Origin of the sequence: Pseudomonas sp. RC3H12, from assembly GCF_018596375.1 — a bacterium.
In the GTDB taxonomy this organism is placed as follows: Bacteria; Pseudomonadota; Gammaproteobacteria; order Pseudomonadales; family Pseudomonadaceae; genus Aquipseudomonas.
Genome location: NZ_CP075595.1, coordinates 5,562,975 through 5,576,625, shown reverse-complemented (window position 1 = coordinate 5,576,625; position 13,651 = coordinate 5,562,975). Strand labels below are relative to the sequence as shown.

At 60.7% G+C, this 13,651-nt stretch carries 13 protein-coding genes and 2 tRNA genes; 1 reads left to right on the top strand and 14 read right to left on the bottom strand.

The window, feature by feature from the left end; all coding sequences use genetic code 11:
• The first annotated feature begins 34 nt into the window (after window positions 1-34).
• Window positions 35-337, top strand: coding sequence for a heme-binding protein (locus KHO27_RS25300; RefSeq protein ID WP_111533405.1), 303 nt, complete (start codon window positions 35-37; stop codon window positions 335-337).
• Window positions 338-431: 94 nt separating this feature from the next.
• Here KHO27_RS25300 and KHO27_RS25295 read toward each other — a convergent pair whose 3' ends face one another.
• From KHO27_RS25295 to folP, 14 genes are all read right to left on the bottom strand, one after another.
• Complete coding sequence (locus KHO27_RS25295) at window positions 432-782, bottom strand: BON domain-containing protein (protein WP_102683196.1); 351 nt, start codon at window positions 780-782, stop codon at window positions 432-434.
• A 260-nt stretch (window positions 783-1,042) separates the two neighbouring features.
• Window positions 1,043-3,148, bottom strand: coding sequence for a polyribonucleotide nucleotidyltransferase (pnp, locus tag KHO27_RS25290; RefSeq protein WP_023629334.1), 2,106 nt, complete (start codon window positions 3,146-3,148; stop codon window positions 1,043-1,045).
• 248 nt (window positions 3,149-3,396) lie between these two features.
• On the bottom strand, window positions 3,397-3,666 hold the full coding sequence (rpsO, locus tag KHO27_RS25285) for a 30S ribosomal protein S15 (RefSeq protein ID WP_023629335.1): 270 nt from the start codon (window positions 3,664-3,666) through the stop codon (window positions 3,397-3,399).
• Window positions 3,667-3,816: 150 nt separating this feature from the next.
• The gene (truB, locus tag KHO27_RS25280; RefSeq protein WP_110701746.1) at window positions 3,817-4,734 is read right to left on the bottom strand and encodes a tRNA pseudouridine(55) synthase TruB; all 918 of its coding nucleotides are present in this window, start codon (window positions 4,732-4,734) and stop codon (window positions 3,817-3,819) included.
• A 3-nt stretch (window positions 4,735-4,737) separates the two neighbouring features.
• Window positions 4,738-5,136: a 30S ribosome-binding factor RbfA gene (rbfA, locus tag KHO27_RS25275; protein WP_023629337.1), complete on the bottom strand. Its 399-nt coding sequence runs from the start codon at window positions 5,134-5,136 to the stop codon at window positions 4,738-4,740.
• A gap of 117 nt (window positions 5,137-5,253) precedes the next feature.
• Window positions 5,254-7,785 carry a translation initiation factor IF-2 gene (gene infB / locus KHO27_RS25270; protein ID WP_102683195.1) on the bottom strand — a complete coding sequence of 844 codons (2,532 nt, stop codon included), beginning with the start codon at window positions 7,783-7,785 and terminating at the stop codon, window positions 5,254-5,256.
• A 27-nt stretch (window positions 7,786-7,812) separates the two neighbouring features.
• Window positions 7,813-9,294, bottom strand: a complete 1,482-nt coding sequence (gene nusA / locus KHO27_RS25265) for a transcription termination factor NusA (protein ID WP_038706865.1) — start codon at window positions 9,292-9,294, stop codon at window positions 7,813-7,815.
• Window positions 9,295-9,353: 59 nt separating this feature from the next.
• Complete coding sequence (gene rimP / locus KHO27_RS25260) at window positions 9,354-9,812, bottom strand: ribosome maturation factor RimP (RefSeq protein ID WP_038707604.1); 459 nt, start codon at window positions 9,810-9,812, stop codon at window positions 9,354-9,356.
• Window positions 9,813-9,941: 129 nt separating this feature from the next.
• Window positions 9,942-10,018, bottom strand: a tRNA-Met gene (locus tag KHO27_RS25255).
• Between the two features lie 98 nt (window positions 10,019-10,116).
• Window positions 10,117-10,202: transfer RNA gene (locus tag KHO27_RS25250), tRNA-Leu, on the bottom strand.
• A 20-nt stretch (window positions 10,203-10,222) separates the two neighbouring features.
• Entirely contained in the window at window positions 10,223-10,615 is a 393-nt protein-coding gene (gene secG / locus KHO27_RS25245) for a preprotein translocase subunit SecG (protein ID WP_046854066.1), read from the bottom strand.
• Window positions 10,616-10,618: 3 nt separating this feature from the next.
• Complete coding sequence (gene tpiA, locus KHO27_RS25240) at window positions 10,619-11,374, bottom strand: triose-phosphate isomerase (RefSeq protein ID WP_110701748.1); 756 nt, start codon at window positions 11,372-11,374, stop codon at window positions 10,619-10,621.
• A 66-nt stretch (window positions 11,375-11,440) separates the two neighbouring features.
• Complete coding sequence (gene glmM, locus KHO27_RS25235; protein WP_110701750.1) at window positions 11,441-12,781, bottom strand: phosphoglucosamine mutase; 1,341 nt, start codon at window positions 12,779-12,781, stop codon at window positions 11,441-11,443.
• Window positions 12,782-12,797: 16 nt separating this feature from the next.
• Window positions 12,798-13,649, bottom strand: a complete 852-nt coding sequence (gene folP, locus KHO27_RS25230; RefSeq protein ID WP_110701752.1) for a dihydropteroate synthase — start codon at window positions 13,647-13,649, stop codon at window positions 12,798-12,800.
• Between the last annotated feature and the right edge of the window lie 2 nt (window positions 13,650-13,651).

The following is a 13,651-nucleotide window of genomic DNA, read 5'->3' as shown; positions in this document are numbered from 1 at the left end:
TTCATAATAGAATTTAAAACAAAAGGAACGTCATGTGTACTGCCTATTTATCAAGACGCGCGTGAAACCCGGCACCGCCGATGCCTTCCTGGCAGCCATCAATGCCAACGCCGCAGCGTCGGTCGCCACCGAGCCGGGTTGCCTGGTATTCGATGTCTCGCAGGATCGGGAGAATGCCGATGTCATCTACCTGTACGAGATCTACCAGGACGATGAGGCGTACGAGGCGCATACCCGGACCGCGCATTTTCGGGACAGCCGCCCCTTGGTGGAGCCGCTGATCGAAGAGCAGGTGTGTTTCGAGAGCGATGTGATCGCCCGGAACCCGGTGAACTGAAGCGCTTTCCTGAATGCCAATAGAAAAGCCCCGGCGATTGCCGGGGCTTTTGCTTGAAGGGGTGGCCAAATCCTTTTGGCCGACGGGACAATCCTTATTCGGCTTTCAGGCCATCAGCCGAGACGGCCTGTACGCCCTTGATCTTCTTGGCGATGGCAACCGCCATTTCTTTCTGTGCATCGGTAATGGCCACGTCCGAGGACAGGGACACTACGCCTTTGTTGGTTTCAACCTTGATGTCACTGCCCGGCACGCCTTTCTCGGTCATCAGGTCAGCCTTTACCTTGGTGGTGATCCAGGTGTCGGAAGTGGCTTCCTTGGCTTTGGTCACCTCACCGGCCGCAAGCGTCATCGGGGCCTGGGTGGACTGGGCAGCAAAAGCCGCGTTAGCCATGGTCAGGGTCAGAGCGGTAGCAGTAGCGGCAGCAATGGCGAACTTCTTCATGTGGGTCACTCCTGTTTTTTCGAAAGGTCTGCGCCTTGGTTCCTGGCGTCAGGTAGTAAGGTAGTTGCAGGGGCTGTGCCAGTTTTTTCACGCCCTATAAAACCTTTGAAATCAACGAGTTACACAAATCAACCAGAAGCCCGCACCGTGCATTTTGCAATCCCGGGAAAAAAGCCACGTGCAAGATGCATGCTCTCAACTATTTTGCGGCAGGCATAAAAAAAGGACCCCGAAGGGTCCTCCTTTCAGCCTCGAAAGGCTTAGACGCCCGATGCCTTGGCAGCGGCAACGTCCTTGATCGACAGCTTGATACGGCCGCGGTTGTCCACGTCCAGTACCAGTACTTCGACTTCCTGGCCTTCTTTCAGCACGTCGGTGACCTTCTCGACGCGAGCATCGCTCAGCATGGAGATGTGCACCAGGCCGTCCTTGCCCGGCAGGATGTTGACGAAGGCACCGAAGTCGACGATGCGCTCGACCTTGCCGACGTAGATCTTGCCGATCTCGGCTTCGGCGGTGATGCCCAGGATGCGCTGCTTGGCAGCGTCCGCGGCTTCCTTGGTTTCGCCGAAGATCTTGATCGAGCCGTCGTCTTCGATGTCGATCGAAGCCTTGGTCTCTTCGCAGATGGCGCGAATGGTGGCGCCGCCTTTGCCGATGACGTCACGGATCTTGTCGGTGTCGATCTTCATCGCGATCATGGTCGGCGCGTTGGCCGACAGCTCGGTACGCGACTCGCCGATGATCTGGTTCATCTGGCCGAGGATGTTCAGGCGCGCTTCCAGGGCCTGGCCCAGGGCGATTTCCATGATCTCTTCGGTGATGCCGTTGATCTTGATGTCCATCTGCAGCGCGGTGACGCCTTTGGCGGTACCGGCTACCTTGAAGTCCATGTCGCCGAGGTGGTCTTCGTCACCCAGGATGTCGGTCAGTACGGCGAACTTCTCGCCTTCCTTGACCAGGCCCATGGCGATACCGGCAACCGGCGCCTTCATCGGTACGCCCGCGTCCATCAGCGCCAGGGAGGCACCGCAGACCGAAGCCATGGAGCTGGAGCCGTTCGACTCGGTGATTTCCGATACCACGCGGATGGTGTACGGGAACACGTCGGCGGCCGGCAGCATGGCCTGCACCGAACGACGGGCCAGACGGCCGTGGCCGATTTCACGACGGCCAGCACCGCCCATGCGACCACATTCACCTACCGAGAACGGCGGGAAGTTGTAGTGCAGCATGAAGGGGTCTTTCTTCTCGCCTTCGAGGGTGTCCAGCAGCTGGGCGTCACGGGCGGTACCCAGGGTCGCGACGACCAGGGCCTGGGTTTCGCCACGGGTGAACAGGGCCGAACCGTGGGTCTTCGGCAGAACGCCGACTTCGATGTTCAGCGGGCGCACGGTCTTGGTGTCGCGACCGTCGATACGTGGCTTGCCGTTGACGATGTTTTCGCGAACGGTGCGGTATTCGATCTCGCCGAAGATGTCTTTCACTTCGCCAGCCGACGGCTGGCCTTCTTCACCGGAGAACTTGGCGATCGCCTGATCGCGCAGCTCGCCCAGGCGCGCGTAGCGGTCGGCCTTGACGGTGATGGTGTAGCCCTGCGACACCGCTTCGCCGAACTCGGCGCGGATGGCGTTGAACAGTTCGGTGTTGGCAACGGCAGGTTTCCAGTCCCAGGTCGGCTTGGCGGCTTCGGCGGCCAGCTCTTTGACCGCCTTGATCACAGCCTGGAATTCGTCGTGGGCGAACAGTACGGCGCCCAGCATCTGGTCTTCGGTCAGCTCTTTGGCTTCCGATTCAACCATCAGTACGGCCGACTCGGTACCGGCAACGACCATGTCCAGGCTCGAGGCGGCCTGCTGCTCGTAGGTCGGGTTCAGCAGGTAGCCGGTGCTTTCGTGGAAGGCAACGCGGGCGGCGCCGATCGGGCCTTCGAACGGAATGCCCGAGATGGCCAGGGCAGCCGAGGTACCGATCATCGCAGCGATGTCCGGATCGGTCTTCTTGCTGGTGGAAACCACGGTGCAGACAACCTGCACTTCGTTCATGAAACCTTCAGGGAACAGCGGGCGGATCGGGCGGTCGATCAGGCGCGAAGTCAGGGTTTCTTTTTCGGATGGGCGGCCTTCACGCTTGAAGAAACCACCTGGGATCTTGCCAGCGGCGTAGGTCTTTTCCTGGTAGTGCACGGACAGCGGGAAGAAGCCTTTGCTCGGGTCGGCATGCTTGGCACCGACCACGGTCACCAGCACGGTGACATCGTTGTCGACGGTGACCAGCACGGCGCCGGTGGCCTGACGGGCAATGCGGCCCGTTTCGAGGGTAACGGTCGATTGACCGAACTGGAATTGCTTGATTACCGGGTTCACGGTTTCCTACCTTTTTCAGTGGCTCTTGGGGGAACTGGTTCTTGCGAATTCTTGGGCAGAACGGGGAATCGGCCCCATTGACCGTCCAGATACAACACGAGGCTGGGAGCCTGGCGCCGGGCGGATAAACCGCTCGGCACACCAGGCTGCCAACCTCGCAGATCGCGCGGCGTGTCCGACGGCAACGCTGGCAGGCAGCGTTGCCGAAGAATGCGACACACCATGCAACACCACTGGCCAGGCCGCTATTAGCGACGCAGGCCCAGGCGACCGATCAGGGCGCTGTAACGAGTGGTGTCTTTACCCTTCAGGTAATCCAGCAGCTTACGACGCTGGTTGACCATACGGATCAGACCACGACGGGAGTGGTGGTCTTTTTCGTTGGCCTTGAAGTGGCCTTGCAGCTTGTTGATGTTGAAGGTCAGCAGGGCAACCTGTACTTCCGGGCTACCGGTGTCGCCGGCGGCTTGCTGATAGTCTGCAACGATCTGAGCTTTTTCTTCGACGCTGAGGGCCATTTGGCTTCTCCTGATAAACGGATCCCGCAAGCGGGGTCCAATAGGCCAGGGACTGGATCCCTGTATTAATAAAAAGAGTAATGACCGTGCCTACTGACAGCCATCCTCGAATCCGCAGGGCAAAGCGTTGACCTCGCCCTGTGGTATCGGTCATTCCGACCGAATCAGTCGACGCGGCGCAATGCGCCCGTCTTCGCTCACCTCACCGATACCGATGAAGCGGGCATTGTGATCCTGTACGCGGACCATGCCGAATTGCGGCGCGTCCGGCGCACGTACTGCCTGGCCATGTAGCCAATAGAACGCGCTGTGCTCGGACAATACCACCAATGGCCAGTCCTGCAAGCCGCTGTCCGAGGGCATCAGGAAGCGATCGAGCGCTTCGTTGCCACCTTCGGCGTGAGCCTGTTCCAGCTCTTCGAGCGTGACGGTCTGGGCCAGCTCGAAGGGGCCGGCCTGGGTGCGGCGTAGCTCGGCGACGTAGGCACCACAGCCCAACGCCTCGCCCATATCCTCCACCAGGGTGCGAATATAGGTTCCCTTGCTGCAGCCAACCGACAGGCGTGCCCGGGTGCCTTCGCACTCCAGCAGGTCCAGCCGGCCAATAGTAACAGAACGCGCCTCGCGCTCCACTACCTCTCCTGCGCGCGCCAGTTTGTACAGCGGCTGGCCGTCGCGCTTGAGGGCCGAGTACATCGGAGGCACCTGCTGGATTTCACCGCGAAAACGCGGGATGACCGCTTCGATGTCGACGCGACCAACGGTCACGTCGCGGGTCTTCAGCACTTCGCCTTCGGCGTCCCCGGTGGTGGTGGTCTGGCCCATCTGCATCACTGTCTCGTAGCCCTTGTCGGAATCGAGCAGGTACTGCGAGAACTTGGTGGCCTCGCCGAAGCACAGCGGCAGCACGCCGGTGGCCAGCGGGTCGAGGCTGCCGGTGTGGCCGGCCTTCTCGGCGTTGAGCAGCCAGCGGACCTTCTGCAGGGCAGCGTTGGAGGTGAACCCCAGCGGCTTGTCGAGCAGGATGATGCCGCTGACGTTGCGGCGGATACGTTTGACCTGGGCCACCGCTTACTCCTTGGTGTCCGGCGCGTCGGCATCCTGGTGCTGGCGATCTTCGGCCACCGCACGTTCGATCAGCGCCGACAGATGCACACCGCGGCTCACGCTTTCATCGAAGTGGAAATGCAGCTGCGGCACGCTGCGCAGTTGCATCGAGCGCCCCAGGTGCAGACGCAGGAAGCTGGCGGCGCTGTTCAAGGCCTTGAGCGACTGCTTGACGGCGTCCGGGGTTTCTTCGCCCATGACGGTGATGAACACCTTGGCATGGCCGAGGTCACGGCTGACGTCGACGGCGGTGATGGTCACCAGGCCGACACGCGGATCTTTGACTTCACGGCGGATCAGCTCTGCAAGCTCGCGCTGCATCTGATCACCGATACGTTGGGTACGGCTGTATTCTTTTGCCATTCTTGCTACCTGTATCTTAAAGCGGCAAACGCCCGGTCAAGCTCGAAGCCTGACCGGGCGCTACCTTCAGAGGTTCAGGCAACCGCCCTGGGGCGGGGCCTGCACCACGCTCGGCCCTTACAGGGTACGAGCCACCTGGACTTTCTCGAACACTTCGATCTTGTCGCCGACCTTGACGTCGTTGTAGCTCTTGACGCCAATACCGCACTCCATGCCGTTGCGTACTTCGGACGCATCGTCCTTGAAGCGACGCAGCGATTCCAGCTCGCCTTCGAAGATCACCACGTCGTCGCGCAGAACGCGGATCGGACGGTTGCGGTACACGGTACCCTCGATGACCATACAGCCAGCGATGGCGCCGAACTTCGGCGAACGGAACACGTCACGGACTTCGGCGACACCCAGGATATTCTCGCGAACATCGCTGCCGAGCATGCCGGTCAGGGCTTTCTTGACGTCTTCGATGATGTCGTAGATCACGTTGTAGTAACGCATATCCAGACCTTCCTGCTCGACGATCTTGCGCGCGCCGGCATCGGCACGCACGTTGAAGCCGAACAGTACAGCGTTGGACGCCAGCGCCAGGTTGGCATCGCTTTCGGTGATACCACCAACGCCGCCACCGATGACGCGAACCTGAACTTCGTCGTTGCCCAGGCCGCCGAGCGAACCTTGCAGCGCCTCGAGGGAACCGCGCACGTCGGTCTTGAGGACGATGTTGAGGGTCTTCTTCTCTTCCTGACCCATGGTCTCGAAGATGTTTTCCAGCTTGCCGGCGTGAGCACGGGCCAGCTTGACCTCGCGGAACTTGCCTTGACGGAACAGCGCAACTTCACGCGCTTTCTTCTCGTCGGCAACCACCGACATCTCTTCGCCAGCGTCCGGTGTACCGTCCAGGCCGAGGATCTCGACCGGGATCGACGGGCCGGCTTCCTTCACAGGCTTGCCGTTCTCGTCGAGCATGGCACGCACGCGGCCATAGTTGGAGCCGACCAGGACCATGTCGCCCTGACGCAGGGTACCGTCCTGAACCAGGATGGTCGCCACCGGGCCACGGCCCTTGTCCAGACGCGACTCGACCACGACACCACGACCAGGTGCGGTCGGGGTGGCCTTGAGTTCGAGAATCTCGGCCTGCAACAGGACAGCTTCGAGCAACTCGTCGACGCCGGTACCCATCTTCGCCGAAACCTTGACGAACGGGGTATCACCACCCCACTCCTCGGAGGTCACGCCTTCGACGGACAGCTCGTTACGGATGCGGTCGAGGTCTGCGCCTGGCTTGTCGATCTTGTTCACTGCAACGACCAGCGGTACGCCAGCTGCCTTGGCATGCTGTACGGCTTCGCGGGTCTGTGGCATCACACCGTCGTCCGCCGCCACCACCAGGATGACGATGTCGGTCGCCTTGGCACCACGGGCGCGCATTTGCGTGAACGCAGCGTGGCCAGGGGTGTCGAGGAAGGTGACCATGCCACGGTCGGTTTCGACGTGGTAGGCACCGATGTGCTGGGTGATACCACCGGCCTCGCCAGCAGCAACCTTGGCACGACGGATGTAGTCGAGCAGCGAGGTCTTGCCGTGGTCGACGTGGCCCATGACGGTCACGACCGGCGCACGAGAGGTGGTCTCGCCTTCGAACTTCAGCGATTCGGCCAGGGAGTCTTCCAGGGCAGTGTCGCTGATCAGGGTGACCTTGTGGCCCAGCTCTTCTGCTACCAGCTGAGCGGTTTCCTGGTCGAGCACCTGGTTGATGGTGACCGGAGTCCCCATCTTGAACATGAACTTGACCACTTCAGCGCCCTTGACGGACATCTGGTTGGCCAGATCGGAGACAGTGATGGTCTCGCCGATCGCCACGTCACGGATAACCGGGCCAGTCGGGCTCTGGAAGCCATGCGCATTGCGCTTCTTGCCTTTACCCTTGCCACCGCGACGACGGAAACCATCGCTTTCTTCATCGGTGGTACGCGGCGCGGCGCGCGGAGTCGGAGCCTTTTCCTTCTCCTTGACCTTGACCTTGACCGACATGCGCGGCGCTTCGCCACGGCCGGCGGTAGCTTGGCCACCACCGCGACGATCGTCATCACGGGTGCGGCTTTCGTTACGACGGGTCTCGTCCTTCTTGCGCTCGGCAGCACGCGCAGCAGCGTCTTCGGACACCGGTGCGTTGGCCACTACCGGGGCAGCAGCAGGTTCAGCCTTGGCCACTGGCGCAACGGCCGGAGTTTCAGCGGCCTGACGGCGTGCCTGCTCCTCGTTACGCTGGCGAACTTCGGCTTCAATTTTGTCGCGGGCTGCGTTTTCAGCCGCACGGCGCTCTTCCTGTTCGCGCTTCTGCTCAGCCTGGATCTCTTCCGGGCTGCGCTGCACGAATACCTTCTTCTTGCGTACTTCTACGCTGATGCTTTTGCTACCGGCGACACGCAGAGTGCTGGTGGTCTTGCGCTGCAAGGTAATCTTGCGCGGCTCTTCCGCCTTGCTCTTGTGGCTGCTCTTCAAATGAGTCAGCAGGGTCTGCTTCTCATTGTCGGTCACTACCTGACCGGCGTCGGTGTGCGGCAGACCTGCCTCACGCATCTGCTGCAGCAGGCGCTCTACCGGTGCCTCGACCTCTTGGGCCAGTTCTTTCACCGTGACTTGCGTCATGCACTTCTCTCCTCAGGCCGCGCCTAATTACTCGAACCAGTGGGCTCGGGCGGCCATGATCAACTTGCCGGCACGCTCTTCGTCGATGCCGTCGATGTCGAGCAGGTCGTCGATCGACTGCTCGGCCAGGTCTTCGCGGTTAACCACGCCGCGCACCGCCAGTTCCGCCGCCAGGTCCTTGTCCATGCCCTCAAGGGAGAGCAGGTCTTCGGCCGGATGGGCGTCTGCCAGTTTTTCTTCGGTAGCGATGGCCTTGGTCAACAAACGGTCCTTGGCTCGAGCGCGGAGCTCATTGACGATTTCCTCGTCAAAGCCATCGATGTTGAGCATTTCTTCCAACGGTACGTAGGCAATTTCTTCGAGGCTGGTAAAGCCTTCGTCGACCAGCACTTGTGCCAGCTCCTCGTCGACTTCCAGTTCCTCGACAAAATTACGCAGGATGTCGCCGGTTTCAGCTTGCTGCTTGGCCTGGATGTCCTTCTCGGTCATCACGTTCAGGGTCCATGCGGTCAGCTGGCTGGCCAGGCGGACGTTCTGGCCACCACGGCCAATCGCCTGGGCCAGGTTGTCCTCGGCAACGGCGATATCCATCGCATGGGCGTCCTCGTCAACGATGATCGCGGCAACCTCTGCCGGCGACATGGCGTTGATGACGAACTGCGCCGGGTTCTCGTCCCAGAGGACGATATCCACACGCTCGCCACCCAGCTCGCCGGATACGGCCTGGACGCGCGAACCACGCATGCCGATACAGGCACCCTGCGGGTCGATGCGCTTGTCCTTGGAGCGGACGGCGATCTTGGCACGCGAACCCGGATCACGGGAGGCGGCCATGACTTCGATGAGGCCTTCGGCGATTTCCGGCACTTCGATGCGGAACAGCTCGATCAGCATCTGCGGCGCGGTGCGCGACAGGATCAGCTGCGGGCCGCGGTTCTCGGTGCGGATTTCCTTGAGCAGCGCACGCAGACGCACGCCGACACGGAAGGTCTCACGGGGAATGATGTCTTCACGCGCCAGGAGCGCCTCGGCATTGTTGCCCAGGTCGACGATGACGTTGTCGCGGGTGACCTTCTTGACAGTACCGGAGATGATCTCGCCCACGCGCTCGCGGTAGGCATCGACCACCTGGGCGCGCTCGGCCTCGCGGACCTTCTGCACGATGACCTGTTTGGCGGTCTGCGCGGCGATGCGACCGAACTCGATCGACTCGATCTTCTCTTCGATCACGTCACCGATCTTGGCATCCGGGTGCGTGTCCTGGATCTTTTCCAGCCAGGTCTCGATCGCCGGATCGTCCAGGTCGTTTTCGTCGACCACGGTCCAGCGGCGGAAGGTCTCGTAGCTACCGGTGTGGCGGTTGATTTCCACACGCAGGTCGACTTCGTCCTCAAAACGTTTTTTGGTTGCAGTGGCCAGGGCCACTTCCAGCGCTTCGAAAATGACGCCTGGCGGTACACCTTTCTCGTTGGATACCGATTCAACAACCAGCAGTACTTCTTTGCTCATCGTACGCCTCGCCTTGCGCAAGCCATTGGCCCCGGAACATCCGCCGGGCCCGGCACGTCTCAGTCAAAACTGGGAATAATATTGGCCTTGTCGATCGAGTCGATCGGCAACAGGAACTCGTGCTGGTCTACCTGCACCACCACATCCTGTTCCTCCACACCGCGGAGAAGGCCCTGGAAGTTACGACGGCCCTCGAAGGGCGTACGCAGCTTGATCTTCACCTGCTCGCCGGCATGCGCTGCAAACTGTTCTAAGGTGAACAGCGGGCGGTCCATGCCTGGAGAGGACACCTCGAGGGTATATTCAGAGCTGATCGGATCTTCCACATCGAGGATGGCGCTGGCCTGACGGCTGACGGCTTCGCAGTCTTCCACCAGGATGCCGCCTTCCTTGTCGATATAGATACGCAGTACCGAATGCTTGCCTTGGGAGACGTATTCGATCCCCCAGCATTGGTAGCCCAGGCCCTCGACAACCGGGGCCAACAAGGCCTGCAACTGTTCTAGCTTGCTCGACACCTGAACCCCCTCGTGCATGCTGTGCAAATAAAAAATGGGCGAAGCGCCCATCCCTGAAAGCGCCGTTGGACAACGACGCCAAAACTGTTCGGCTAGCAAAAAGCCCCTGAAAAGGGGCTCTGCTGAAGCTGGTTGCGGGGGCTGGATTTGAACCAACGACCTTCGGGTTATGAGCCCGACGAGCTACCAAGCTGCTCCACCCCGCGACAAAGCTGGGGCGAAAGTATAAGACTGAACCCTTTGCTGGGTCAATCCGACCTCCACCTGCAAGAAAGCCCGCTAAAGCGGGCTCTCATGCTTCAATTGGTACCGAGAAGGGGACTCGAACCCCTACACCCTATGGGCACAACCACCTCAAGGTTGCGTGTCTACCAATTCCACCACCTCGGCAATACTACATTTGAAACCCGTTACTGCTGCTCTTTGGCTGGAGGAGGTACATCACCAGAGTTGGTGGTTTCACTCTTCTGCTGCTGGAGCACCGGTACATCATCATTGACTGCCGGCTTTTGCTCTTTGACTTCCAGCACTGCTGGATCTGGCAGACCAGCTTGAGTCAGCTGGTGAGCCTGCTGCTTGGCGAAGTATCCTAACCCAAGTGCAGTCAAAAAGAAAGTGGCGGCAAGTATAGCAGTAACTTTACTCAAAAAGGTAGCGGAACCTTGGCTTCCGAACACAGTATTTGAAGCACCTGCGCCGAAAGATGCACCTGCTTCCGCACCTTTACCCTGCTGCAACAACACCATGACTACCAGTGACAGTGCTGCCAACAGATGAAAAACAACTACGACTGTTTCCAGCATTTTTCAGTTTCCTGCGGCGCGACAAATTGCACCGAATTCGTCTGCATTCAGGGACGCTCCACCAATGAGCCCCCCATCGATATCCGGCATGCCGAACAGTTCGGCCGCATTAGCCGCCTTCACGCTGCCGCCGTAGAGAAGCTGCACCTTGCGGGCAACTTCGGCGTCCTTTTCCGCCAACTGCTTGCGGATGGCTGCATGCACATCCTGCGCTTGCTGGGGCGAGGCCGTCAAACCTGTACCAATGGCCCATACAGGCTCATAGGCAATTACTGCATTGGCAAAAGCGGCGATACCGAACGCGTCGATTACACTGCTTAGTTGACGCCCTACAACTTCGAGCGTCTTGCCTGCGTCACGCTCGGCGAGAGTTTCCCCTACACAGAGCACTGGCGTCAAACCACTTTTCTGTGCGGCTGCAAACTTTTGATTCAGCACTTCGTCACTTTCGCCGATAATCTGGCGACGCTCCGAATGGCCGATCAACACCAACTTGCAACCGACTTCTGACAACTGACTCGGTGCAACTTCACCGGTCAGTGCGCCCTGCTCGGGCTGTACCGCAGAATTCTGTGCTCCAACGATGATCCCCTTGCCTTTCAGCCCATCAACAACTTCATTGATGAACAGGGCCGGTGGAAACACCGCGACTTCGATACCGTCGGGAATGAGCATGTTGCCCAACCCCTGAGTCAGCTCAGCGACGCTGGCGCGGGTACCGTGCATCTTCCAGTTACCAGCTACCATGGGGCGACGCATGCTTTACCTCGTCGGTCAAAGTGGGCGCAGATCTTACCCAACCCGATCTGCGCTGGCAAGCCTCTTTCAGGCACAAACTTCTTCAACGAGCTTGGCCAGGGCTTCGGCATGGCCGCGCACCTGGGTTTCGTCGTCACCCTCTACCATCACCCGCACCAGAGGCTCGGTACCCGACTTGCGCAGCAGCACACGGCCGCGACCGGCCATGGCCTCGGTCGCCTTGGCGCTGGCCTCTTTGACCAACGGATTTTCCAGGGGATCGCTCTTGCCTGCGGCGAAACGCACGTTGATCAGCACCTGAGGGCATTTGCGCACCGCCTGGCGTGCCTGGGCAAGGTTCTCGCCTCGGCGCTTGAGCGCCATCAGCACCTGCAGCGCGGCGATGATCGCGTCTCCCGTGGTGGTGTGGCTACCGCAGACGACATGCCCGGAATTTTCGCCACCCAGCAGCCATTCGCGCTCGAGCAGCTCGGCCATCACGTAGCGATCACCCACCTTGGCGCGCACGAACGGAATATCAAGCTCCTTGAACGCCAACTCCAGGCCCAGGTTGCTCATCAACGTACCGACCACGCCGCCTTGCAGCTTGCCGCGCTCCTGCAAGTCGCGGCCAATGATGAACAGCAACTCGTCGCCGTCGACGATAGTGCCGGTGTGGTCGACCATCAACACACGGTCACCGTCGCCGTCGAAGGCGATGCCGATGTCCGCATGCCCGACCAGCACCGCGGCCTGCAGCGACTCGATATGGGTCGAACCACAGCCCTCGTTGATGTTCAGGCCATCTGGCGCTGCGTGCAGTACCGTGACTTCGGCACCGAGCTCACGGAACACGCTCGGCGCGACCTTGTAGGTGGCGCCGTGCGCGCAGTCCACCACGATCTTGAGGCCATCGAAGCTGGTGCTACTGGGCACGCTGCTCTTGCAGAACTCGATATAGCGCCCCGCCGCGTCGTTGATACGCGAAACCTTGCCCAGCTTGCTGGACTCGACAACGGTCATCGGCTGGTCGAGCAGTTCCTCGATCATCAGCTCGACTTCGTCCGGCAGCTTGGTACCGGCGCCGGAGAAAAACTTGATGCCGTTGTCATCATGCGGATTGTGCGAGGCGCTGATGACGATACCCGCTTCAGCATGGAAAGTGCGCGTCAGGTAAGCGATGGCAGGCGTCGGCATCGGCCCGAGCAGCATCACATCGGCGCCGGCCGCAGACAGGCCGGCCTCCAGCGCGGACTCGAACATGTAACCCGAGATACGCGTGTCCTTGCCGACCAGCACACGGCAATTTCCCTGCTTGCGGAACGCCATGCCAGCCGCCCAGCCGAGTTTCAGCATGAAGTCCGGGGTGATGGGGAACTGGCCAACGCGACCACGGATACCATCGGTACCAAAGTATTTTCTGCTCATAGTGACTCCAATGTTCTTATTCGGCGTACTGCACGGCCGCGATCATGCGCACCACGTCGACGGTTTCCGCCACGTCATGCACTCGCAGGATGCTCGCACCCTTGGTCATGGCCAATGCCGCCAGCGCCAGGCTACCGTACAGGCGCTCACCTACGGGGCGACCCAGCGCGAGGCCGATCATGCTCTTGCGCGAGACGCCCACCAGAAGCGGCCTCCCGAGGCGATAGAGCGCTTCCATGTGTTTGAAAAGGCTGAGGTTGTGCTCGAGGGTCTTGGCAAAGCCGAACCCCGGGTCGAGGAGGATGCGCTCAGCCCCGATGCCAGCCGCCGCGCAGGCGGCCATACGCTGTTCAAGATAGCGCGTAACATCGGCTGTCACATCTTCATACTGCGGATTGTCCTGCATGTTGCCCGGCTCGCCGCGCATGTGCATGAGACACACCGGCAAGCCGGTGTCCGCCGCGGCATCAAGCGCACCGTCGCGCTCCAGGGCGCGCACATCGTTGATCAAGCCAGCACCGAGGCGCGCGGATTCGCGCATGACCGCAGGCGTGGAGGTATCGACCGAGATGACCACGTCGAGCCGACTGTTGATCGCTTCGACGATCGGCGCGACGCGTTCCAACTCCTCGAGCGGGGATACCGCTCGCGCACCAGGCCGGGTGGACTCGCCTCCGACATCGATCAGCGTAGCACCCGCTGAAACCATGGCTTCAGCATGACGCAGGGCCTCGTCGCGCTGATTGAAGCGCCCACCATCGGAGAACGAGTCTGGGGTGACGTTGAGAATACCCATGACATGGGTACGGGACAAATCAAGAACCCGGTTGCCACAAGGCAACCGGGCCGGGTACTGCTTAGAGCTCATAG